Source organism: Laspinema palackyanum D2c, from assembly GCF_025370875.1.
In the GTDB taxonomy this organism is placed as follows: domain Bacteria; phylum Cyanobacteriota; class Cyanobacteriia; order Cyanobacteriales; family Laspinemataceae; genus Laspinema; species Laspinema palackyanum.
Genome location: NZ_JAMXFD010000001.1, coordinates 301339 through 323531 on the forward strand (window position 1 = coordinate 301339; position 22193 = coordinate 323531).

Consider the following 22193-nt stretch of genomic DNA (forward strand, 5'->3'; position numbering starts at 1 on the left):
CAGGAGATACTTCCAGTGTATTAAAAATCCTCCTAAGACCGCAAATATAGCGAATGATTAAAATTTGAGGGTGCAAACTGCACCGATAGGCTAGGGACTTCCCCCGGCCATCCCGCGATTATCCTTGAGGAAGCCACTGTAAGCTTCCATACCATGTTCCGCAATATCCAAGCCCTTTAACTCTTCGTCTTCCCTGACTCGAATACCCAGGACAGATTTAAGCACCAGCCAGAAAATAGTGCTCAGCAGAACAGTCATGCCACCAACGGAGGCCACGCCGAGGAATTGGACTCCCAGTTGGGCGAGACTCCCGGTATAGAATAAACCGCTGTCTACATTAAACAGACCCACGGCTAAGGTTCCCCAGACTCCATTCACGAGGTGAACTGAGGTCGCCCCAACCGGGTCATCAATTTGGATACTGTCAAAGAAAGTCACGGAGAACACCACCAAAATGCCCCCGATGGTCCCAATAATGGCAGCGCCAAAAACGGTGACCCCATTACAACCGGCCGTAATCGCCACCAGTCCGGCGAGGATGCCGTTGATAATCATGGAAAGGTCAGGTTTGCCGAGATACATCCAAGCCACGATGGTTGCAGAAATAGCACCCATAGCCGCAGCAATATTCGTAGTTACAGCAATATGGCCGATGGTGTGGTCAGCCGCCATCGTCGAACCTGGGTTAAAGCCAAACCAGCAGACCCACAGAATCAAGCATCCCAAGGTAGCGATACTCATGTTATGTCCGGGTAACGCCACGGGACGTCCATCTTGATATTTACCGAGACGTGGCCCTACGAAAGCAGCCCCCATCAGGGCAGCCCAACCTCCCACGGAGTGAACTGCAGTGGATCCGGCAAAGTCCATAAAGCCTAAAGTGGAAAGCCAGCCCCCACCCCAGACCCAATGTCCGGTGATGGGATAGGCAATTCCCACCAGTAAGAGACTGAAGATTAAGAAGTCCACAAACTTAATCCGTTCAGCAACAGCACCGGAAACAATAGTGGCTGCAGTACCGGCAAAGGCGACTTGGAATAAAAACTTGGCAGCTAGAGGGACTCCAGTCCAGCTTAAAGAATCGAAGACTCCCGCGTAAGCTTCGTTCGTCGCGGGACTGTTGTCCGGTCCGGCGAGGAAAAAGCCACTAAAGCCGATGAAGGGGTTGCCATCCCCGAACATAAAGCCGAATCCGATCGCCCAGAATGCCACCGTCGCTAAGGCGAAGACGATCAGGTTTTTGGAGAGGATGTTGACGGCATTTTTTTGACGGCAAAAGCCCGTTTCCAACATCCCAAACCCGGCGTTCATAAAGATGACCAAGATGGAGGCAATCACCACCCACATGGTATCCAAGGCGATCCGGAGTTCTTCGGTGTCCGTTAAGGTTTCGGGTAGGTCCCCTGGAGGGGCTTGGGCAACCGCAGAGTAAGCCGATAGCAGTAAAATAATGCTGGCTAGGGGAATGCAGGCTTTCCAGGAAGGGGAGAGTCTCCCAATAGCAGAGGACAATTTTTGAAAAATCGAGTTCTCCGGGCGCAGGGGGGCATTCCGACGGGAAGAGGGCCGCCTACGATATCTGGGTTTTGATTTCAGGTTGAAGTTGAATTTAGAGGTCATTGTCGGACTTTGCGGTGAATGGGTCAAGCACAGGGAATTGCAAAGAGCAAGTGGGTGCTTTAGAAGTGGAAAGCTGGAGCAGTCGCCTACGTCTGATTGGTCGTAGGTTGTCCCCCATTTGCACGTTCCAGACTTCGGAGCTGGTGATTTTCTAAAATGACTTACGCTAGGGAACCTCGGATGAGCGCCGAAACCTGACGCAACCGTCCCTGTTTTCGGAAAAAGCCGACGGATCTCCATGCTCCGAGTCACAATGATTGCACCAATTCTGGGAATTTCATTCTGTATCAGAGTTTACATTTATTGAGACGCTTGTTTCGGTTGCTGGAGAGAAAAATCTCCGACTTTTTCCCCAAATGGCGGCTTTTGATGGCTCAAACCTTTCCATTGGCAAGGGTCGGCATTCCTGGGTCCCTCTGGAAATCAGGGCATCTGAGTTAAGTATTCTTGATAACCCAGTTGATCTAAACGTGCCTGCTTTTCCATCACTGAGTCTTTGAGGCTTTGACGGTACTGTTGCACGAGATCCAGCAATTCCGGCTGATGGGTAGCTAAAATTTGCACCGCTAACAATCCCGCGTTTTTGGCATTCCCGATCGCCACGGTTGCCACAGGAATTCCTCCGGGCATTTGTACAATAGAGTAAAGAGAGTCCACCCCGCTCAGGTGCCGACTGGATACGGGAACCCCAATCACGGGTAAAGGGGTCAGTGCCGCCACCATTCCCGGGAGATGGGCGGCCCCTCCTGCACCGGCAATAATCACTTTCAGTCCGCGATGATGCGCCTGGGACGCATACTGCACCATCCGTTCCGGGGTACGATGAGCGGAGACGATCGCCACCTCTACCGGAACCTGAAATTCCTCACAGACGGCGATCGCCTCTTTCATCGTCGGCAGATCCGAATCGCTGCCCATAATAATGCCGATTTGGCGTTGACTCATTGGATGTTTTAAGATTTTAGATTGGAGATTTCAAATTTTATAGGAAAAATGTTAAATTTGAAGGTTTAAATTTTAGAGTTTAAAGTTAAAAATTAAGGTAAGGTGGGAGATTTCAGATGCAGCGCCTTCTTCAAAGGACTAACTCTCGGAAATTGAACCTTAAGTTTAAAGGACACTTAACCCAAATCCACCCATTGCACCAGACTGGGAATCGGAAACTACCCTCATTCCCACCCTAAAATTGAACAGCCCAAATCCCTCCGCTAAACTCTCCTAAACTCTCCTAATCTCTTTTAGATTCGCACTCACCTTTTTGTTTGATAACAACTTCGATGACTCCACTATCACGCCTCCGTACTCTTCTGCCCATCTCGGGTTGCACCAACTTGGATATTATCAATGCTCAACTTCCCGGTTATGAAGACTTGCACTGGCTGCGAATTGATCAACAGGGTGCGATCGCGGTGATTCAACCCATGAAAACCGAGAAGCCCCCCCTTCCCTCTGTGGAAAATTTACAAGACATGGCTTTACTCGATGTAGAAGGGGACTGGGTTTCCTTGGGGGGGGTCGATCTCCAAATTAATGGCGCTTTAGGACTAGCCTTTCCCGATCTAGAATTGGCTGATTTTGACAAACTGCAGGACATTTGTCAATTTCTTTGGCAGGAAGGCGTAGATGTTTTTCTCCCCACCCTCGTCACAACTTCGGTGGAAAATATTCAGCGATCGCTCGCTACCCTATCGGCGTTTATCAACAACCCCGAATATTCCTGTCCCAAGAATCAACGAACGGCTAAAATTGGGGGCGTCCACTTAGAAGGACCCTTCCTCAATCCGGACAAACGCGGCGCCCATCCAGGAGAATATCTCCTCCCCCTCACCCTATCCAATGTCAAGCGCGTTTTAGGAGACTATGCCCAACTGGTCAAAATTATCACCCTGGCACCGGAATTGGACCCCAGTGGTGAAACCCTAGACTATCTGCACTCCCTGGGGATTACCATTAGTTTGGGTCACTCCCTCGCCACGGCAGAACAAGCAACAGCCGCCTTTAATCGGGGTGCAAGGATGGTGACTCATGCGTTTAATGCCATGCCGCCGATTCATCACCGGCAACCGGGCTTATTAGGGGCGGCGATCGTCCATCCGGAGGTCAAATGTGGGTTAATTGCCGATGGTGAGCACATTTCTCCGATTACCATTGAGTTGCTGCTGCGCGCCAGCCACTACTACAAGGGCATTTTTCTAGTTAGTGATGCGCTCTCTCCCTTGGGACTCCCCGATGGGAAATATCCCTGGGATAGTCGTCAAATTGAAGTGATTAACGGGACCGCCCGTTTAGAAGATGGCACCCTTGCCGGAACTACCTTGCCGCTGCTTACCGGAGTGCAGAATTTAGTCAAATGGGGACTCTGTGAAGTGGGAGATGCGATCGCCTTGGCAACGAAATCCCCCCGATGGGCGATCGCCTTACCCCAGTTAAACATTGGTCAACCGGCTTCTTTATTGCGCTGGCATCTCGATGAATCGGAAAATTTGTTAACCTGGGAGCGACTTGGACCCCTGGACTAGCGGCATAAAGCCTCTCCGGGGCCACTTCAAAGCGCCAACTGGATTTAATCTGATGTCCTCAATCATTGCCTTAATCGCCCACGATCGCAAAAAAGATGAGATGGTAGCCTTTGCTCAAAAGCATTCGGCTATCCTGTCCCACTATCATTTGATTGCCACCGGGACCACCGGCACCCGAATTAATCAAGCCACGGGACTCGAAGTCCAACTCATGCAATCAGGACCGATGGGGGGAGATTCTCAAATTGCCGCCCAAGTCGTCGAAGGGACCGTTAAAGCGGTGATTTTCCTGATTGATCCCCTATTTGCTCAACCCCACGAACCCGATATTCAGGCACTCCTACGAATTTGCAACCTCCAGCAAACCCCCCTGGCAACCAATCTTGCCACCGCAGAAGCGATTATGCCCAGTTTGTCCCCTGCTTGATCCCCTAAACCGGCAACGGGAAAAGGTCGGGGACTGGCTACTTTTTCATTTGAAAGAATGTGGTAAGTTAAGAGGCTGGAGACAACAGAGCAACAGGCATTCCAATGAACGCAGTAGATGATAAAACCGTAGTCAGGGAGTATTTTAATGCCACCGGGTTCGATCGCTGGCGCAGAATTTACGGCACCGAAGAGGTCAATAAAGTTCAGCTGGATATCCGCAAGGGACATCAGCAAACGGTCGATCGCGTCCTGGCGTGGCTACAAGCCGATGGCAATTTGCAGGGGTTATCCATTTGTGATGCCGGTTGCGGTGTCGGCAGTCTGAGTATTCCCCTCGGACAAGCCGGTGCAATGGTCTATGGCAGCGATATTTCCGAAAAAATGGTGGCGGAAGCCTACCAACGGGCGAAGGACCTGTTCGGTCCTAGCAATACGATTTCTTTTGCAGCCCAGGATTTAGAATCGTTAAGTGGGCGCTATCATACGGTGATTTGTCTGGATGTGCTGATTCACTATCCCCAGGATAAGGCGGGAGAGATGATCGGCCATCTCTGTTCTTTGGCACAGGACCGGGTGATTCTGAGTTTTGCCCCGAAAACTGTTGCGCTGAGTGCTTTGAAGAAGGTTGGGGAATTATTCCCCGGTCCGAGTAAAACAACTCGGGCTTACCAACATCGAGAAGCAGATATCATCGCGATTCTGGCTAAAAATGGCTTTGCGATCGCTCGCCAAGAGATGACCAGCACTCGGTTTTATTATTCTCGCCTCCTGGAAGCAATTCGGCGCTAACTGAGGAAAAATCCCTCTCAGCCACCCGATGACAAGGGTCAAGACAGTAGGCTAAAATTTCGGGAAATTTTACAAATTCCGGTGGAGTTTATGAAACCGATTAAAACGGTGGCGGCGGGTTTGTTGCTGGCTTTTGGATTTTTTTGTCTGATCATGGCTGTCTCGGGGTTAGCGGAAACTGATCCCAATGATCAAGCCGACGGCAGAGATCTCGCGATCGGAGGATTCGGGATTGGAATTCCAGCAGTGGGGGTGGGTGGATGGTTAGCCTGGGGTCTCTATCGCGAGGGCAAAAATAAAAAGCTGGCGTTGGATAAGGAGGAACGCGATCGCCTCCAGGGGATCTTTTTCCAAATGATCCGCGAACGCAATGGTCAAATTACGGCCCTCCACTTTGCGATGGAAACTCAGCTTTCTGCTCATCAAGCCAAGCAATATTTAGAAGAACAAGCCAAAGAGTTTAATGCCGATTTTGAGGTGAGCGATCGCGGGGATGTGGTCTATCGATTTAAAGTCTAAAGAGATTGTCTCAATCCCGGAGTATTTCCGGGTTTAAATCGAGGAAGAATGAAGGATGGGGGAAAGTAGAGTTTATCAAAAATACCGACCTATAAAACCGATTAGATTGAAATTATGAAAGGGTTGAAAAAATCAGCATCCGCACTATTGATGCTCCTAGGACTCTCCGTTTTAGGAGTAGCTACGGAAAAGTTAAACAATCCGGATACTCCCGCTCAAGATAGAGAGGAACTGAAAGCTTGCATTCTTTTATTGGGGTTCCCTTTTACCCTTCAAGGGGGGGCAATGGCTTGGGGATTATATCGGGACAATAAGGAGGGTTATCATTTGCAGGTTAAACAGGAACGCGATCGCATTCAGTCGATTTTTTATCAGGTAATCCAGGCCCATGATGGCAAAATTACGGTGATGCGGTTAGCATTAGAAGCCGGATTATCTGTGAAAAAAGCCCGAAAATTTTTAGATGAAAAAGCCGTAGAATTTGACGCTGATTTTGAAGTCAGCGATCGCGGCGAAATTTACTACTCGTTTAATTTTGGATAACTCCCTATCCAGTTGGGTAACCAGACTCGCACTTCAGGAGTGATATCGATGGCGCAACTTTTTATGGTAACTGCCTCAATTTTGGCGGGACTCTCCGTCGCTGCCGGGGCCTTTGCCTCTCACGCATTGAAACCTCACCTCAGTGAGAGGTCGATGGAAATTTTTGAGACGGGCGCAAAGTATCAAATGTATCACGCCTTGGCCCTGTTGTTCGTGGGATTGGTTTTAAGTCAAACTGAAACCCCCTCGATTTGGCTGCGAGTGGCTGGATTTGCCTTCATCGCTGGCGTCTTGCTCTTTTCCGGAAGTTTATATACCCTCAGTTTATCTGGGATCAAGGCGTTAGGTGCGATTACACCCATTGGGGGTGCCGCTTTTTTACTCGGTTGGGGTTGTTTAGCCGTGGCAACCTGGAAAATGTAGGGAAGTGCAAGCACCCCTTGCGAAAACCGGCGGAGGAACCCCACCTCTGCCGGTTTTGACTTTTCTACAGGCAAGGGTTTGGGACCCATTGGGATGGGGTCTTGACGTTTTGAATTTTCGTGGATTCAATAGGGAAAGAGAGAGGGATTCGTTGCTGATGACTACCCCAGGGAATGGAACAGTCCCCGGAATAGAGGCAACGGGTCCCTAGGCTCAACTGGTTCCCCTCTATCTTTCTGACTTCCGGAGTTCAGTATGAAAGTCTGGCTGCACGGTTTGTTTTCGGTAATTTTCTGGCTATGGAATCTCACATTTTTAGGCATTGTTTATCTGGGTATCTTACCTTGGATAGCCATCCCCTTAATTCGGGCAACCGTTGAGGGAATCATCCCCGTAGAATTTACCTTGGCAGTCACCGGGGCGATCGCCATTCCCACAGTTTGTACCATAATCGGGACCAAATTACGCAAACATCCCTTACAACTGATTCGCCTGTTTTATGGCGTCGAAGCGCCCTTATTTGCCCTCTGCCTGGTGCGGTTATTCATGTTGCGAGAAATGACCGGCGCCAGTAATCTGCTCGTTGGAACTGCCGGGGTGGCAATGGCTGCATTTGGACTAGAATTATTCTATGGCTATGCCAAGGGCGATCGCAAGTTAGCTTGGCTACAACTCGCCACCCACAGTTTAATGTTATTAATGGGCCTCTATCTCGGCGCATTATTACTTTTCTATGTTGTTCCCTTCACCGTCTTTTTTGCCGGTTACCTTATCAGATTTGAGTGGGTACAGGGAATCATTAATCTATTCGAGTATGAATCCTGGAATGCAATCTGGTGGGTCCCTTTTTCATTTTTCTTATGGGGATTCAGTGCCACCTTATTCATTGCCATGCCTTCCGCCCTCGCTACCTTTCATATCTATTCCGGCTACAAAATCATCAAACAATTTGCCGCTCAATACGGACGAAAATGGGCAGTATTTGGGTCAGGCGTCGTAGTGACAGCCTGGATGGTGCTATTTTTATCGTTTCAACAGCAACCCCAAATTCAAGCCTTTAAAAGCTTAGAAAACCCAGCAGCCACGGATCGAGAACGGCAAGAATTGTTAGGAAAATCGAACTTAATTCGCCAAGGACTGCTCAACGCTTATTTACTTTCCTATCGCTATTTGAGTACCCATGAAGATAATAATCACATCCAGGCCATGTATCAGGACCTCTTGGGAATAGAGGAATCTACCGCGCAAGTCTTGCAGAATTGGTATAATGGGTTAATGTCACCCTTTTTGTACCAAGGGTCGCGAGAAGATAGCGAAAAAGCCGCCACCCTCTACGAGCAATTTTTTGATACGCCCATCCAAAAGGGAGAAGCCAAAACCATTTTACACGCGGCGCAATCCACCTTTAATCGAGAAGAAGCCAAAGCGGGATTACTGAATATTAATGAACAACGAGTTTTGCTAACTCAACAAGAAATTATTGTCACGGAACGGGGAGATTGGGCCGATGTAGAATTGTATGAGGTTTATGAAAACCAAACCCCTCAAGATGAGGAGGTTTTTTACTATTTTTCCTTGCCGGAAAGTGCAGTATTAACCGGAGTTTGGTTAAATGAAACCGCCGATCGCAGCGATCGCTACGTCTTCCAGATTTCCCCCCGGGGTGCCGCCCAACAGGTGTATAATGACCAAGTGCGGCGCAGTATTGATCCAGCACTATTGGAACAAGTTGGACCCCGACAATATCGCCTCCGAGTGTTTCCCGTCCCCGCCCGCCTCACTTCCTTTGACAATACTAACCGCCTAGAACAGCCGAAACAACATCTCTGGTTAACTTATAAAGTCATGCAAAGCGCCCAAGGTTGGGCGATGCCACAACTGGCAGAAAAACGGAACGTCTTTTGGAATCGCACAACCCAGCGCCAGTATAACGGAGAAACAGTAAAACGCCTCGGTGATGCTTGGATGCCGGAGTTTCTCCCGGCAACTAATCCCCCCTCACTCACCGCACATCAGGTCACTTTACCGGGAGATTACCAGATTTTCGCACAACCTTTAAGTGACAGAGATTATATTTTACCCCAAGGGAAACGGATTGCTGTCATCGTTGATCGCTCTTATAGTATGCGATCGCACGGCAAAGAAGTCACAGAAACCGTAAATTGGCTAAAACAAAACGGATTTGCCGATAACCGTTTTGATAACAACGATGCGGATATTTATTTAACCGCCTCACCCGGTGGGATTCCCCTGCGTCTGGACAATATCGGTGAGTTGAATCCAGCCAAAATCACCTATTATGGCAGCCTCAACTATCGGGAAATGTTGCAGCAGTTTCAGGAATTGCAGGGGAATACAACTTATGATGCCGTCGCCTTAATTAGCGATCGCGGCAGTTATGAATTAGCCAAAGATAGCCCTGATTTGCTCACCCTCTCCAGTCCCTTATGGATGGTCCATTTAGGGGGATTACCCCGGGCGTATGATGACGGCACTTTACAAGCCATTCAAGGCAGTTCCGGAGGCGTTTCCACGGACCTAGAGGAGGTATTACAGCGCATCGCCACCACCGCTAAATTAGGCCAATCTACGGTGAGTGTGGTGGATGGATATCGCTGGGTTGTAGAGAAACCGGCGAAAGCGGATCTCGCCACCTTACCGCAAACTTTAGCCAATGCAACAGTTCCAGACAAAGCGGGATTAGAAGCATTAGGGGCAAGGCAACTGATTTTGGCGTTATCTAAACAGATGAATGCGGCAAGTATAGCGGATTTAGATGCAATTCATGCCATTGCCAAACACTATGAAATTGTCTCCCCTTATTCCTCGGCGATCGTGCTGGTTAACGAGGAACAAAAGCAACAGCTAAAAGAAGCAGAATCCCGCAGCGATCGGTTTAATCGGGAAATCGAAGATGGGAAAGAACAATTGCAGCAACCGGACGATATGATGAGTGTGCCGGTTCCGGAACCCCATGAATGGTTAGGAACAATTGGGGCGATCGGGCTGTTGATTTTTGCCAAGCGCAAATGGGGTAAAAAATCTGTGAGATAATTCCTCGTAGGGACCAGGAACAGTAAGGTGGGCAGTACCCACAATTGCAGTTTCCTTGTTAATAGGCTATATAGCGTGAAGAGAACCCCACCCTAACCCTCCCCTTGCCAAGGGGAGGGGACCGGAGGTGGAGTTAATCTGAAATCTTGCACCAATTGCAACAACTGTCGGATCTCCTCAAAAATTTATTTCTCCCCTTTCGTAAAACACCTCTTGCTGACCCGTTACTCCCCTAACGAGCAAATCAGTTGGAATCGAGAGGTTACTATGGCAACGACACTGGCACAAATTGGACAATATCTGGATAACCGGGGAGGGGGCTATGATTTGCAAGAGGCCAACTCGCAGATTATCACGGGATATGAGGCGCAGAATGTTGAGCGATTTCTCATTGTGATTCAGTTACAGGAAGAGGGGGAGTATCTGTCTGTGTTTGTCCCCGAACTGTTGCAGGTGAAAGATCATGTTTATAAAGGGGTGGTGTTTCAAACCATGCTGGCGATCGCCTGGTCCGTGAAGTTCCTGCGGTGGGAATATGACCCCAGTGATGGGGAAATCCGCGCCAGTATTGGGTTTGCCTTGGAAGATGCCGCCTTGACGGAACGCCAATTTAACCGGGTTCTGGACGCGCTGATTCATCTGGTGGATGAGGTAGCGATGCCGCGTCTCCAGGCGGTTCTGGCAACGGGCAATGATCCCGGGGTTCCTGAGATGGCACAAGATATCGCTGCTGCACTGGCGCAATTGCTGCCCGACGGGAGTTTAGAAGCACTCCAACAGGCGATCGCCTCCCATTTGCAGTCCCGTTCCGAAGGGGAATAATCATGGCAAACCGATATCACCAGCAGTCAGGAGGTGACCGATGAGCGATTTTCGCATAGACAGTTTCGAGTCCGGGATGAATGGCGATCGCGTAAATCTACCCTTGCTAGAATCTCGTGTAATCCCTGATAATCATGGCTGTACCCGTCGTCAGGGCGATCGCAATATGGACTTTATCGAAGCACTTTGCCACGAACTCAACGAACTGGTGCGCCAAGGGTGCCAGTACCCACCGCAACATCTCCAGCGGCGGAAAATTATGGACCAAATTGTTCGGAAAATCGAACAGTCTCGCCAACTCGATCTCAAGCGCACCCGGGAGAACTTCCAGGACTATTCTGATGCCTTACAGCAGACTTGGCTGTATTTTTCCAAGAACCTATACGAAAAATACGACCCCAATCTCCCCGGCAGTTGCCTGATACCCTGGTTAAGGACGTATCTGGAAAAACGACTCCTCGAATTCCAGATCGGCGACTGTACTCGCCCCAAGGACCCCAAAACCGGCGAACGGAAGCGCCGGAACATTTTCTACGCGCAACCCGTGGCAGACTCCGAGGGCAACTTACTCAATCCCCTGGACTTGATCGCGGCAGAAGGCGACCCCCAGCCCCTGCTGAATGACACCTTAGACTGGGTGACAACCGACCCTAGCGGCATCTTGCAGCGAGTTACCATGCGCGATCGCCAGGATATAACAGCCCAAGTGGTCTTGAAATTGCTCTTACCTCCGGATTGCCTAAATCAGACGGAACTCGCCAAACACTTGCACCTGCCGCAACCCAGCAGCATCCAAACGTTCTATAAAAAATCCCTGCGCCTGTTGCTGGAATATTGGGAATTCGACGACCCCCAAATTCAAGAAATCTTGGCATCCAAAAAAACCAGCAAAAAACAACCCGGAGGTGAGTCCTAATGAGTACAACCCAGATTCGAGAACAACCGATAGATGACTTCAGTATCACCATTCCCCTCACGGAAGAAGAGAGAGACATTGCGGATATCTTTGCCGTCACCCAACCCAACCCCGAAGCAGCAGAACGAGTGCGCTGTAACACCCTCAGCGTGATTGCCGTCGCCTTTTATTTAGACCTGCACCAAATCGAAACCGATATCACATCCGCACAACTCTGGAACCGAAAACAACGGCAAACCCAGGATATTGCCGACTTGCCCTTACCGGGAATCGGATGGATAGAATGTCGCGCCTTTAGTCCGGACCAAACCGAAATCCGCCTCCCGCCACACCCCAACCCCCAAAGAATTGGCTATGTCGGAGTCGAACTCAACCCCGACACCCCCGAAACTGCCAAACTCCTGGGATTTGTCGCCCATTCAGACAGCACAACCCCCCTGGAAACCTTACACCGAGAGCAATTAGGCTCCCTAGACAATCTCCTTGATGTCCTCACCCGTCTAGAACTCCTAGGGGCAATTTTAGCCGCCCGAGACGACTCACCCCTACCCGAAACCCTGCGCCAAAGAGCCATTACCGAACTGCAACGAGTCTACGCCGCCAGTCCCCACGAACCCTGGGAATGGGCCGGTTTAGCGGAACAGCGATTATTTGACGACACCCTCACCCGTAACAGCAAAGACCTGATGGTAACAAAAAACCGAGAAACCCCCACCCAATCAGACCCCGATAAACACCGCCTCCAGCAGCGCTCATTTTTAGAGTCCGTCCTCGAAGAAATGGACGAACAATGGCGCAAATTAAGCGAATAACTCCAGTCGCAACAAACGGCGGGGGTTAAAACCCCCGCCTCATAGCTAAAGTCGTCTAAAGACGACTGCAAGCCTTATCCCGTGGTGTTTTTAGTCGGTTTCAACCGACTTTAGCTGTTAGGCGGGGGTTTTAACCCCCGCCGGGTGTTGCCGCTACTTACCCCGCCGGGTGTTGCCGCTACTTACCGCACTCCCAAAACCTCATAACAATGGGAAACCCTATCTCGTCCCCCCCAACCCAAATCACAACCCAAACCCATCACCATGACAACCACTCTCGAACAAATCACCCAATTCCTCGACGCCCAAAACTGGACCTATCAAACCGAACCGGAAAACCACTGCATCCACCTTACCAGTGAGGGACTGCCAGTCATCCTCAACCTAGAAGAAAATGGCGAACTCTTAAACTGCTTTATCCCGCAACTCCTCACCATCCCAGCAGAACATCCCTACGCCGAAACCGCAATGGCAACCCTGCTGCACCTCGGATGGGAACTCAAACTCGTGCGCTGGCAACGGGACCCCTCCGATGGCGAAGTCCGCATCACCACCGAAATCCCTCTAGAAGATGGCACCCTCACCCCCCGCCAGTTCCAACGCACCCTCACCGAGTTAGTGGAGTTAGGAAAACGCACAAAACAGCGCCTCGAAACCGTATTAACCACCGGAGACGACCCCGGAATGCCAGACCCCTCGGGTCCCTCCACCGGGCATGAGCTCCTCAAATTTCTGCAAGCGCTGATAGAGGCAGAACTCCCAGGAGGGGAGGAAGATGTCCACCGCCTATTATCCGCCCATCTCTCCTTACTAGACCAACGGTTTGTGGCAGCAATCACCACCCTCGCCCATGTTATCTATACTAAAGGGGATTTAGAACAGTCGGAGATGATGGCGGCATGGATTGGAAACCTCAGTATCCGCATTCAAGAGTTTTCCGGGGGTAATGTTCTGGAGAATCAGAAGATTGCCATTGCCGGTTACCAGTTAGTCTTAGAAGCTCATCCCCGAGAGCGCGTTCCCGACAAATACGCCCAAACCCTCACCAACCTGGGGGTTGCTTACTGCACCCGCGCCAAATTTGGAGACAATAGCGCAGAAAACCTGAGTTTGGCAATTGCTGCCTATCAGGAAGCTGAGAAAATCCGCCGCGAACTGAAATTGTCCAAGGATTTGGCAACCACTCTCACCAACCTGGGGGTTGCTTACTGCACCCGCGCCAAATTTGGAGACAATAGCGCAGAAAACTTGAGTGAGGCAATTACTGCCTATCAGGAAGCTGAGAAAATCTGCCGCCAACTGAACTTGTTCAAGGATTTGGCAAGCACTCTCAACAACCTGGGCACTGCCTACCTCACCCGCGCCGATTTGGGAGACAATAGCGCAGAAAACCTGAGTTTGGCAATTGCTGCCTATCAGGAAGCTGAGGAAATCTGCCGCCAACTGAACTTCTTCAAGGATTTGGCAGGCACTCTCACCAACCTGGGGACTGCCTACCGCAACCGCGCCGATTTGGGAGACAATAGCGCAGAAAACCTGAGTTTGGCAATTGCTGCCTATCAGGAATCTGAGGAAATCCTCCGCGAACTGAAGTTGTTCTTCAAAGATTTGGCAAACACTCTCAACAACCTGGGGGTTGCTTACTGCATCCGGGCCGAATTGGGAGACAATAGCGCAGAAAACCTGAGTTTGGCAATTGCTGCCTATCAGGAAGCTCAGGAAATCCGCCGGAATCTGAACTTGTTCAAGGATTTGGCAGGCACTCTCAACGATCTGGGGAATGCCTACCGCAACCGCGCTCTATTGCGAGACAATAGCTCAGAAAACCTGAGTTTGGCAATTGCTGCCTATCAGGAAGCTCAGAAAATCTACCGCGAACTGAACTTGTTCTTCAAGGATTTGGCAGATACTCTCACCAACCTGGGGAATGCCTACCACAACCGCGCCGAATTTGGAGAAAATAGCGCAGAAAACCTGAGTGAGGCAATTGCTGCCTATCAGGAAGCTGAGGAAATCCGCCGCGAACTGAACTTGTTCAAGGATTTGGCATATACTCTCAACAACCTGGGGATGGCCTACTTAACCCGCGCCGAATTGGGAGAGAATTCAGTAGAAAACCTGAATTGGGCGATCGCTGCCTATCAGGAAGCGTTACAATACTTGCCACCCAAATTACAACCAGCCAACTGCCTGACAACTGCCAAAAATCTCGTTCGCTTGGCAATGGGTCGCCAGGACTGGAATCTCGCCCTGGATGCCTCCCAAAAGGCCATTGAGGCCCTAGAACAAAGCCGCGCCTGGGCGAAAACTGAGGCCCTGCGTCAGGATATCATCCACCAGGGGATTCGGGTTTATGAAAATGCTATCCAAGCTGCGGTGAATTGCGATCGCCTGGATTTGGCCCTGCAAATTGTCGAACGGGTGCGCTCTAAACGTCTGGTAGACTTGATGGCAACCGCAGACCTCTATGCCGATGGTCAGGTTCCAGAATCGGTGCGCCAAAAACTTGACCACCTGCAACAGCTACAACAACAAATCGACGCCCAGCGTTCCCTCCTAGAAGGTTCCTCCGATTCCTCCACCGGCAACAAAAGTCCCTTCGCCGCCATCCACCGCGCTGCTACCGAGGCCCTCAGTGAGGAAATTCTCGCCCTGGAAACCGCAAAACAGCAGGTCCTGGATGCACTCAGTCAGGAGGATAATGTCATCGCCAAACTCCAACAAGTCGTTCCCCTGGAGTTGGCACAAATGCAAGAATTGCTGGATAAACCCACCGTCGCCCTCCTCAGTTTCTATACTACGGATGATGATACTCACATTTTCATCCTGCGCGGCGATGGCAGTCTCCACCGTCATACCTGTGCCGGTCAAGGATTCAACACCCTCCAGGGCTGGTTAGTGGAGACCTGGGTGACGCCTTATGCCGGGATTGGGGCGGCGAACGAAGCGGAACGACAGATCCGTAATGAGATATGGCAAGACCAAATGCCGCAGGTTTTGCAGGAACTCTCCCAGCGTCTGGAGTGGGATAAACTCATTCAAGACTACCTAGAAAATATTGAGGAACTCATCCTCATCCCTCACCTATACCTGCATCAAATCCCGTTTGTCGCCCTGCCTACGGACAGTGGGGAATACTTCGGAGACCGATTCCGGTTACGCTATGCCCCCAGTTGCCAGGTGTTGAGCTTCTGCCACAGTCGTCCCTCGGTACAGGATACCACCTACGGCACCGTAGAAAATGCCACGGATGATTTACCCTTTACCCGCTTTGAAGGGGATATCGTGGCCCAACTCTTTCAGATCCCCCCAGAACGCCGGTTGCGGGGTAGTCAAGCGGCCACGGGGGAGGCCTATCGCGGTCTTTTGGAGGTCTGTACCCATCTCCTCTCGTCTCACCATGCCGAAACTCGGTTTGATAATCCCCTGGAATCGTTCCTCCGTCTGGGCAATGGCACGATTACGGTCAGCCAATTACTCTCCCCGGGGTGGCGCTTCCCGGAACTGAGTGATATTTTTCTCTCCTGCTGCGAAACCGGGTTGAATCTGCCACAAAACCTCGCCGATGAACTGATTACCCTGGGGACCGGGTTTCTCTGTGCCGGGGCCCGGGCGGTTTTGAGCAGTCAGTGGTCCGTCGGGGATATCTCTACGGCGCTGCTTTCGGGATTGTATCATGAAGCTCGCCAGAAAGGGTGCGATCGGGCTTCGGCGCTGCAACAGGCGCAACGGCAATTGCGGGAGTTGACTGTGGATGACTTTGTGAAGGAGCAAAAAAAACGGTTGTATCAATTACAGAAACAAGCTGAAAAGGAGGGGAATCTTCAGGCATCGGAGGATTATACGGGTATTCGCACACTGGTGGATGATTTTGTGAAGAAAATCAAGGATCCAACTGTCCGGCTTTTTAATCACCCGGTTCATTGGGCAGCTTTTCGATGTGAGGGGTTGGGGTAGTGGCGACACCCGGCGGGGGATAAATCCCCCGCCTAATAGCTAAAGTCGGTTGAAACCGACTGCAAGTCTTATCCCCTGGTGTTTTTAGTCGGTTTTTAGCGGACTTAGTGGTGCAGTGGAGACACAAATATTTAGAGGAGTGCGAGCATCTTGCTCGCTTTAGAGGATAGCGAGCAAGATGCTCGCACTCCTCTAAAATGTACCTCATAGCACTGAGAAAGGCTAGAACGATAACGCCTGAAGTCGTTACTACGAAATAAGATAAGATAACGCCTGAAGTCGTTACTACGAAATAAGATAAGATAACGACTGAAGTCGTTACTACGAACTAAGAGGGATAACGACTGAAGCGCTTTGATTGCTTTTCAGTCGGTTTTTAACCGACTTTAGCTATGAGGCGGGGGATAAATCCCCCGCCGGACCCCCGCCGAACTTACCGCAATCGGCCCGATCGCAAGATACTAATCACTAACCACAACCCAATCAAACTCGCTGCTGCAAATAGGATATCACTCAAATAATAGACGTTACTCACTGCAGCTTGTGAGGAAACGACGGCTGCCCCCATAATCAGAGACCCTACCAATATACTAAAAGAAAGCCGATTGGCGGAGGAATCTACGGTGCGGCGTAGGGCCTCAACGTCTTTCATGGCGACGTTCCAAATTAAACTTTCTGAGGTTACTCGATCGAGTAAGACCTCAAATTGTCTGGGAGATTGCAAGGAGAGATTTTTGATATCTAGGGCGGTTCTGAGTAACCCTTGTAAGGGTGCTTCCCCAATTAATTGCCGTCCGAATAAGTCGGTCATTAGGGGTTTGATTTGTTCGGCGAAGTTGTAATCGGGGTCGAGATTGCGGGCGATTCCTTCTAGGTTGGCGATCGCCTTGGCACAAAGTCCCATGTTTGCAGGCATCCGCAAGCGATTGTTGCGGGAGACTTCTAGCACTTCATAGAACATTTGGCTAAAACTCAGTTCAGACAGACTTAGGTTATAATAGCGCCGCAAGAGGCGATCGTAATCACTTTCCAGATTGGCGACATTGACTGTCTTACTCGTGGAACCGGCCATATCGATCGCCAGTTGACTGCATCGTTGGGCGTCTAAATTCACCATTGCCAACAGCATCTCAATCAGCAATTGTTGGGTTCTCGGGTCCATTCGTCCCACCATCCCACAATCAATTAAGGCAACTCGTCCATCCCGCAAATAAAACAAATTCCCTGGATGCGGGTCGGCATGGAAAAATCCATCTAAACAAATTTGTTGGAAAAATACCCGCGTCAATAAATTGGCGATCGCCTTCCGTTGGTCAACTCTATCAACTCCGGGCATTCCATCATATTTTGCCAGCAAAATTGGGTCTCCATCAACCCACTCCATCACCAGCAATTTTTCTGTGGTTAAATTCCAATAAATTTCTGGAATCGCGACTTTTGTTGGGTCAAACCAGCGACTCTTGGCTAAATTGCGCCGCAGTTTATCTCCATTTGCCCCTTCTTCTGTAAAGTTTAACTCCCCACGCAAGGCGGTCCCAAATTCTTCCGCCAAACCGACTAAATCGTAAGAGTCTCCAAACTCGGCGATCGAGACTAATTCTGCTAATCCCGTCAACAAGGTAATATCTTGTTCTATGATTTTTTCTAATCCGGGACGTTGCACTTTAACCGCAACTTCCTGGCCATTTTTGAGAGTGGCCCGATGGGTTTGGGCGATCGAACCCGCTGCAACAGGTTCTGTATTGAGGGTGGCAAAAACATCCTCAATCGGTTGTCGCAATTGTTGGCGGATGGTTACCTCTACATCTTCCCAGGGGACTGGAGGCACTTCCGCTTGTAATGCCGTCAGTTCATCAATATATTCCTGGGGTAAAAGGTCGGGACGGGTACTCAGCAGTTGGCCGACTTTCACATAAACGGGTCCGAGATCGACGAATATGTTCCGGAGGACTGCTGGTGGTGGCAATTTCGGTTCATCGGTTTTGCCTCCCGTCAACAACCGTCTCATGTAGTCCCAACCATTACGCAGGACGACTTCAAAAATCTCCCGTTGACGGGCGCTAGATTGAGTAAGGTTTGACCACATTTGAACTCTCACCAGTTAGAGGTATATTGGAAGAATCAAGAACGGGGAAAAATCAAGAATTCCACACAATTAACGGAGGGTCTCCCGCTGTTTAAGCGGAGAGGACCCGTCTTTAATCCTCCCCAAGACACAGGGGATGGGGTTAGAGACTCTTAAAAATAGTCCCGTTTTGATGGATAATCCAGAGATTCTTCCCGTTTTATTCTTACTTTGTCTCGATCTTTTCTCGTTTAGCCTTCTTTGTCATCTTCTTCGAGACGGATTATATCTTCGTCCCCCAGAAATTCTCCATTTTGCACTTCGATTAAGACGAGGGGAATCACCCCCGGGTTTTCCAGGCGATGGGGGGTACAGACGGGAACGTAGCTAGACTGGTTTTGAATCAGTAGGGATTCACTGTCACCACAGACGATTTTGGCAGTCCCAGAAACAACGATCCAATGTTCACTCCGGTGATAATGAATTTGGGTTTTCATCCGATGTCCAGGTTTGACTTCGACTCGGGAGATGCGATACCGTTCTCCGGTTTCTAAGACGGTGGCGCTTCCCCAAAATCTCTGTTCGGTATGAAGTCCGCTATCGGAGGTGTTCACGGGTTCTAATTCGGTGGGGTTTTTGGTTTCTGTCATGGATTTATATTTCCTTGAGATTCAAGTGGATTGAGATGCGCCAGATGGCCGATCGCCCTAAACAAATATAACGGTTCCCCCAGTGATGAGATTCCGATTCCCGAATTCATCTGTCCCTCATCAGTCCTCGGGGTGCTATATTATAATTCGGGACTAAATCGGGGGTCGTTTTCCAACTGTTTCAGGACTTGTTTAATATCCTGAGTGCGGTCTTTTTTGACAATTAAGGTAACATTGCGATCGCGCACAATCACGATATCCTCTAATCCAATGGTGACGATGCGTTCATCGTCGCTACTGGCATAGAGAATTGCACCGCTGGTGTCGAGTCCGATATGGTTCGCGAGTTCCACATTGGTTTGGTCGCCTTTGAGGAGTCGTTCCAAGGCGTTCCAGTCGCCTAAATCATCCCAACCAAAGGCGGCAGGAATCACATAAGCTAACTGGGTTTTTTCCATTAACGCATAATCAATACTCTTTTTGGGGAGTTCGGCATAGGCTTCTACCCCTTTTTGGGCTAGGGGTTCAAAAATCTCCGGAGCATGGGTTTTTAGCTCCTCTATGACCACCCCAGCGCGAAAAATAAACATTCCGCTATTCCAGGTATAGCGGCCTGTGGCGATAAATTCCTCGGCTTTGGGGCGATCGGGTTTTTCTGTAAAGCGGCTGACGCGGTAGGCGTTTAATCCCTGATAAGGGGCGACTACCTCTCCTTGTTCGATATAACCGTACCCGGTTGAGGGTTCCGTGGGTTCAATTCCCAGGGTGACGATCGCCGCTTTTTCCGTTGCCAGTTGACTCGCTGCCGCTAGAGTTTTTCCGTAGGCATCCTCATCGCCAATCCAGTGATCGGCGGGGAAAAATCCGACGACTGCCTCGGGACCCTCGCGGCGCTCAATTTCGATCGCCGCCCATGCCACCGCAGGCGCTGTATCCCGTCCCTGGGGTTCAATCAGAATGTTTTTTTCCGGGAGTTGGGGTAACTGTTCCTTGATGCCATCAGCAATCTGGGCATTGGTAACCACCCACAATCCGTCCCAACCTCCGGCGACTGCCAGCAACCGATTGGCGGTGGCTTGGAGTAGACTGACTCCTGTGCCATCTAAACTTAGAAACTGCTTGGGTCGCGATCGGCGACTCAGGGGCCAAAAGCGTTCCCCTTTCCCCCCAGCCAGAATTACGGGTATCATGGACAATTTTTCTTAACGGTTATTATGGTTTGCCTTATTATAACCGCTCAGGCTGGGGGCTTCGCGACGGGATGGCTAATCCGGTAAAAGTCACCCGATTAGCCCAGTTGTAACAGTTCTTCTAACATCAGACTCTCTAACACCGAGTTGCCTACCTGTAACTGAGACTTGGCCGCCTCACTTAGCTGTAACTGTCTGCGGGATTCCTGGTGAAAATCTGGCCCTTCCTCAAATCCACTGGCTTTTAATTTCTGTACCGCCAAAGCACAAGCTTCCGCCTTTAAATCCAGTTCTGGCATCAGCAATAATGAATTCTGAACTAACCATCGACAAGCATCGGGATCAACTTCTGCCAGTTCATAAGTTGCTTCTTTCAACACTTCTTCGATCGCTTTAGGGGTCGGTAACACCTTCAAAAAGTTTTTCACTGCAATCACTAAAGCAGGATTCCTCGCCTTGAAAACATCGAGGGCTACTTCTGTATGTAGCCGTTCCTTCCGGTCACTTTTGACACTTTTTAAAGGAGACATGAATACCGTCCTATCCTTTGCCACACAAGGGGTAAGGTTTTGTAACATAGCTAATCGATGGGGTTTTTATAAACGATCGGGTAAATTTAAGTCAATCCCACTCTCAAAGAGATGGCAGGGGCGGGGGAGTCTTCACCGTTGGGGTCCTCTGCCCCGAAGCCGTGGGAACTCCGGAAAGGCCAAAGGCTTTAAAATTATGGGCTAGAGTGGCATTGATGATGAATTCACCTACTGTGAACTTTTTTACAAAAACAAAGTGAAGTATTGGTGAAGGTCCCCGGAACCTTTAAATCCGGCAAGGGGTTGGGGAGTTATTGCGTTTTGTTAACACGCCCTAACAATTCACGAGTAATTCACAATCTCTGCTTAGGGTGTAGGTCAATGACTGAATCAGCTCATTCCCCGGGACACCCCTGATGGTCTGAAGTTTACAGAAAATTTTCTCGGGACGGGTCGGAATTTAGCTTAAACGGTTGTTGGTTTCCATCAAAAGCATGAACTGGGGGTTACATTATGAGTTCTTGTCCTTGCTGCTCTTATCAACTTTTGCGCCACATTCGCAATAGTCAGGTTGATTGGTTTTGTCAACATTGTTGGCAATTCATGCCAGATTTTTCTACTTCCCTCCGTTCCTCCCAGAGCCTGAGTCACTTCCATAATCAAGTAGACTTGGTTACTACTGAGCCCGGATGGAATCGCGAACCTGATCGCCATCCCCATCCGATTAATTTATCCGACTCCTTGCGATTTAAGAATGCCAAACCAAACCGGGAGAAAACTCCCCTCTTGGCTTCCCCGACAACTCAACTGTTGTACCCGGAGAAAACTCGACTGTTGGTCGGAACTCGGGAAATTTCATAAACAACTGCCTTACGGATCCTTAAGGGTGGCGATCGCTTTCCCGGTCAGGGTCAGGCGCATTAAATCAATTTTGCCCTCTACTTCATTTATCTTTATTGATAAAACACCCAATATTTATTCACTCCATTGCAAAATTTTTCGGACATCATAAGCTAAATTTTCCGCCTTAAATGGCTTAAGAATGGCCCCAGCTCCCCCTAATTCAATCAGTTCTTTTTGTTCGCGAATTTGAGCCTTAGCCGTTAACCAAATGGTGGGAATTTGTTCAGTAGCCGCATTGCTTTTTAATTCCCGAAATGTACTGGGTCCATCCATCTCGGGCATCATGACATCCAGTAAAATGGCGTCGGGACGTTCAGATTGAGCTAAAGCAATCCCTTCCCGACCGGAACTGGCGGTGAATACCTCCCATCCGGCCACTACTTCCAAGGAAAATTGGATGATTTCCCGTAAGCCATCTTCATCATCAATGACTAAAATTCGTTTGTTCATGG

19 protein-coding genes are annotated in these 22193 nt (G+C 49.8%); 12 read left to right on the plus strand and 7 right to left on the minus strand.

The features are described 5' to 3' along the window. Positions 1 to 90 precede the first annotated feature (90 nt). Positions 91 to 1620: an ammonium transporter gene (locus NG795_RS01340; RefSeq protein ID WP_367286872.1), complete on the minus strand. Its 1530-nt coding sequence runs from the start codon at positions 1618 to 1620 to the stop codon at positions 91 to 93. A 423-nt stretch (positions 1621 to 2043) separates the two neighbouring features. Continuing rightward, a complete protein-coding gene (gene purE / locus NG795_RS01345; protein WP_367286873.1) occupies positions 2044 to 2565 on the minus strand; it encodes a 5-(carboxyamino)imidazole ribonucleotide mutase in 522 nt (173 codons plus the stop codon). Positions 2566 to 2897: 332 nt separating this feature from the next. On the opposite strand from purE, the gene nagA reads away from it, so the two are divergent. The 11 genes from nagA to NG795_RS01400 all read left to right on the plus strand — a co-directional run bounded on the left by nagA (position 2898) and on the right by NG795_RS01400 (position 16403). Beyond that, positions 2898 to 4139: an N-acetylglucosamine-6-phosphate deacetylase gene (gene nagA / locus NG795_RS01350; protein WP_367286874.1), complete on the plus strand. Its 1242-nt coding sequence runs from the start codon at positions 2898 to 2900 to the stop codon at positions 4137 to 4139. A 52-nt stretch (positions 4140 to 4191) separates the two neighbouring features. Then, the gene (gene mgsA, locus NG795_RS01355; RefSeq protein WP_367286875.1) at positions 4192 to 4566 is read left to right on the plus strand and encodes a methylglyoxal synthase; all 375 of its coding nucleotides are present in this window, start codon (positions 4192 to 4194) and stop codon (positions 4564 to 4566) included. Positions 4567 to 4670: 104 nt separating this feature from the next. Further along, positions 4671 to 5357, plus strand: coding sequence for a magnesium protoporphyrin IX methyltransferase (gene bchM / locus NG795_RS01360; protein WP_367286876.1), 687 nt, complete (start codon positions 4671 to 4673; stop codon positions 5355 to 5357). 90 nt (positions 5358 to 5447) lie between these two features. After that, positions 5448 to 5876 carry a hypothetical protein gene (locus NG795_RS01365; RefSeq protein ID WP_367286877.1) on the plus strand — a complete coding sequence of 143 codons (429 nt, stop codon included), beginning with the start codon at positions 5448 to 5450 and terminating at the stop codon, positions 5874 to 5876. A 114-nt stretch (positions 5877 to 5990) separates the two neighbouring features. After that, positions 5991 to 6419 carry a hypothetical protein gene (locus NG795_RS01370; protein WP_367286878.1) on the plus strand — a complete coding sequence of 143 codons (429 nt, stop codon included), beginning with the start codon at positions 5991 to 5993 and terminating at the stop codon, positions 6417 to 6419. 48 nt (positions 6420 to 6467) lie between these two features. Next, positions 6468 to 6842 carry a DUF423 domain-containing protein gene (locus NG795_RS01375; RefSeq protein ID WP_367286879.1) on the plus strand — a complete coding sequence of 125 codons (375 nt, stop codon included), beginning with the start codon at positions 6468 to 6470 and terminating at the stop codon, positions 6840 to 6842. Positions 6843 to 7097: 255 nt separating this feature from the next. Beyond that, positions 7098 to 9896, plus strand: coding sequence for a TIGR02921 family PEP-CTERM protein (locus NG795_RS01380; protein WP_367286880.1), 2799 nt, complete (start codon positions 7098 to 7100; stop codon positions 9894 to 9896). Positions 9897 to 10163: 267 nt separating this feature from the next. Further along, on the plus strand, positions 10164 to 10718 hold the full coding sequence (locus NG795_RS01385; protein WP_367286881.1) for a hypothetical protein: 555 nt from the start codon (positions 10164 to 10166) through the stop codon (positions 10716 to 10718). 40 nt (positions 10719 to 10758) lie between these two features. Further along, positions 10759 to 11634 carry a hypothetical protein gene (locus NG795_RS01390; RefSeq protein WP_367286882.1) on the plus strand — a complete coding sequence of 292 codons (876 nt, stop codon included), beginning with the start codon at positions 10759 to 10761 and terminating at the stop codon, positions 11632 to 11634. Continuing rightward, positions 11634 to 12446, plus strand: coding sequence for a DUF1822 family protein (locus NG795_RS01395; RefSeq protein ID WP_367286883.1), 813 nt, complete (start codon positions 11634 to 11636; stop codon positions 12444 to 12446). The genes NG795_RS01390 and NG795_RS01395 overlap by 1 nt, the downstream gene beginning before the upstream one ends. Before the next feature lie 264 nt (positions 12447 to 12710). Next, entirely contained in the window at positions 12711 to 16403 is a 3693-nt protein-coding gene (locus NG795_RS01400) for a CHAT domain-containing protein (protein ID WP_367286884.1), read from the plus strand. A 433-nt stretch (positions 16404 to 16836) separates the two neighbouring features. Here NG795_RS01400 and NG795_RS01405 read toward each other — a convergent pair whose 3' ends face one another. From NG795_RS01405 to NG795_RS01420, 4 genes are all read right to left on the minus strand, one after another. Beyond that, the gene (locus tag NG795_RS01405; protein ID WP_367286885.1) at positions 16837 to 18489 is read right to left on the minus strand and encodes an ABC1 kinase family protein; all 1653 of its coding nucleotides are present in this window, start codon (positions 18487 to 18489) and stop codon (positions 16837 to 16839) included. A gap of 230 nt (positions 18490 to 18719) precedes the next feature. Continuing rightward, positions 18720 to 19118 carry a cupin domain-containing protein gene (locus tag NG795_RS01410; protein ID WP_367286886.1) on the minus strand — a complete coding sequence of 133 codons (399 nt, stop codon included), beginning with the start codon at positions 19116 to 19118 and terminating at the stop codon, positions 18720 to 18722. Between the two features lie 140 nt (positions 19119 to 19258). After that, positions 19259 to 20308, minus strand: coding sequence for a mannose-1-phosphate guanylyltransferase (locus tag NG795_RS01415; RefSeq protein ID WP_367286887.1), 1050 nt, complete (start codon positions 20306 to 20308; stop codon positions 19259 to 19261). Positions 20309 to 20406: 98 nt separating this feature from the next. Then, entirely contained in the window at positions 20407 to 20838 is a 432-nt protein-coding gene (locus tag NG795_RS01420) for a hypothetical protein (protein ID WP_367286888.1), read from the minus strand. Between the two features lie 513 nt (positions 20839 to 21351). Between NG795_RS01420 and NG795_RS01425 the strand changes: the two genes are divergently transcribed. Continuing rightward, positions 21352 to 21699 (plus strand): hypothetical protein, encoded by a 348-nt coding sequence (locus NG795_RS01425; RefSeq protein WP_367286889.1) that lies wholly within the window; start codon positions 21352 to 21354, stop codon positions 21697 to 21699. A gap of 114 nt (positions 21700 to 21813) precedes the next feature. Here NG795_RS01425 and NG795_RS01430 read toward each other — a convergent pair whose 3' ends face one another. Beyond that, positions 21814 to 22191, minus strand: coding sequence for a response regulator (locus tag NG795_RS01430; RefSeq protein WP_367286890.1), 378 nt, complete (start codon positions 22189 to 22191; stop codon positions 21814 to 21816). Between the last annotated feature and the right edge of the window lie 2 nt (positions 22192 to 22193).

Bases quoted from the DNA above. Each gene is read 5' to 3' on its own strand.
- NG795_RS01340 (WP_367286872.1), bottom strand. From the start codon at position 1,620: ATGACCTCTAAATTCAACTTCAACCTGAAATCAAAACCCAGATATCGT.
- purE (WP_367286873.1), bottom strand. From the start codon at position 2,565: ATGAGTCAACGCCAAATCGGCATTATTATGGGCAGCGATTCGGATCTG.
- nagA (WP_367286874.1), top strand. From the start codon at position 2,898: ATGACTCCACTATCACGCCTCCGTACTCTTCTGCCCATCTCGGGTTGC.
- mgsA (WP_367286875.1), top strand. From the start codon at position 4,192: ATGTCCTCAATCATTGCCTTAATCGCCCACGATCGCAAAAAAGATGAG.
- bchM (WP_367286876.1), top strand. From the start codon at position 4,671: ATGAACGCAGTAGATGATAAAACCGTAGTCAGGGAGTATTTTAATGCC.
- NG795_RS01365 (WP_367286877.1), top strand. From the start codon at position 5,448: ATGAAACCGATTAAAACGGTGGCGGCGGGTTTGTTGCTGGCTTTTGGA.
- NG795_RS01370 (WP_367286878.1), top strand. From the start codon at position 5,991: ATGAAAGGGTTGAAAAAATCAGCATCCGCACTATTGATGCTCCTAGGA.
- NG795_RS01375 (WP_367286879.1), top strand. From the start codon at position 6,468: ATGGCGCAACTTTTTATGGTAACTGCCTCAATTTTGGCGGGACTCTCC.
- NG795_RS01380 (WP_367286880.1), top strand. From the start codon at position 7,098: ATGAAAGTCTGGCTGCACGGTTTGTTTTCGGTAATTTTCTGGCTATGG.
- NG795_RS01385 (WP_367286881.1), top strand. From the start codon at position 10,164: ATGGCAACGACACTGGCACAAATTGGACAATATCTGGATAACCGGGGA.
- NG795_RS01390 (WP_367286882.1), top strand. From the start codon at position 10,759: ATGAGCGATTTTCGCATAGACAGTTTCGAGTCCGGGATGAATGGCGAT.
- NG795_RS01395 (WP_367286883.1), top strand. From the start codon at position 11,634: ATGAGTACAACCCAGATTCGAGAACAACCGATAGATGACTTCAGTATC.
- NG795_RS01400 (WP_367286884.1), top strand. From the start codon at position 12,711: ATGACAACCACTCTCGAACAAATCACCCAATTCCTCGACGCCCAAAAC.
- NG795_RS01405 (WP_367286885.1), bottom strand. From the start codon at position 18,489: ATGTGGTCAAACCTTACTCAATCTAGCGCCCGTCAACGGGAGATTTTT.
- NG795_RS01410 (WP_367286886.1), bottom strand. From the start codon at position 19,118: ATGACAGAAACCAAAAACCCCACCGAATTAGAACCCGTGAACACCTCC.
- NG795_RS01415 (WP_367286887.1), bottom strand. From the start codon at position 20,308: ATGATACCCGTAATTCTGGCTGGGGGGAAAGGGGAACGCTTTTGGCCC.
- NG795_RS01420 (WP_367286888.1), bottom strand. From the start codon at position 20,838: ATGTCTCCTTTAAAAAGTGTCAAAAGTGACCGGAAGGAACGGCTACAT.
- NG795_RS01425 (WP_367286889.1), top strand. From the start codon at position 21,352: ATGAGTTCTTGTCCTTGCTGCTCTTATCAACTTTTGCGCCACATTCGC.
- NG795_RS01430 (WP_367286890.1), bottom strand. From the start codon at position 22,191: ATGAACAAACGAATTTTAGTCATTGATGATGAAGATGGCTTACGGGAA.